We start from the raw sequence: 925 nt of genomic DNA on the forward strand, positions 1-925 counted from the left end.
TGGCGCTGTCCCCGTGATCAGCGATTGCCGGCAGAGCTTGCCGGCTTCCAGCTTTCTGGACGGCTGCGGCGCACTTTGTAGGGCCTGTCTGGATGCACAGCGGGCGGATGTGCATTGATCAGCGACAAGCCTCGCTTCGCCCCCACGGCGCGGGCGGCGGTTGCCGGGCATGCGGCGGGCCTGGCCATCGCCCGCAGATAGTTGAACTTACTCAACAAAATCGCTCGGCCGATGGTGCCGCTCTTGTCCTACCCCTAATAAATATTCAAGAGAAAAATGTCAAGCAAACGATTTACATGCGAATAATGTTCGTTAAAAACAGGATAATGTTGTGTTGTATTTGGGCGAAAGATTGCACACAAATGTGAATTCCAGTGGGAATCTCTTTTGCTTTGGCGTAACCTTCAGATTCTTTCGTGACGGAAAATAATTCGTCACGGCAACTCCTGGAAGGTTCGAAATGAAATCCCGACTGAATTCTCTGGCTGCACGCACTCTCTCCACCACCCTGTGCGGCGCCATCCTGGTTGCCTTTGGAGGCAGCAACGCTACCGCCGGTAGCATCTATTCGGGCCGCTCGGTGACCACCTCCCCGACCGCGCCGACCACCAGCACCGCCAGCACCACGACCCCGGCGCCTACCGCCGCCGCCATCACCAACGTGCGCCTGGAAAACACCAGCGCCACCGTTGCACAGAACAATGTCCCGGTCACCTTCGGCCAAGTCTTCGCTGTCGGCCACCTGGCCAAGGGCACTGCCCTGGTCGGCCGTCTCGACGATGGCAGCACCCTGCCCCTGCAGGTCGACGTGAAAGCCACCCACCCGGACGGCTCGGTCCGCCACGCCGTGATCTCGGCCGTGCTGCCGACCCTGGGCGCCGGCCAGACCCGTACCCTGGACCTGGTGCCCAACGGCGCCGCTGCG

1 pseudogene is annotated in these 925 nt (G+C 60.8%); it reads left to right on the forward strand.

Features of this window, described 5'->3' with window-relative positions:
* Window positions 1–460 precede the first annotated feature (460 nt).
* Window positions 461–925: pseudogene (locus KBW98_RS23800) on the forward strand (hypothetical protein); the annotation flags it as partial.

The organism is Massilia sp. ST3 (genome assembly GCF_018119405.1).
GTDB lineage: Bacteria > Pseudomonadota > Gammaproteobacteria > Burkholderiales > Burkholderiaceae_D > Telluria.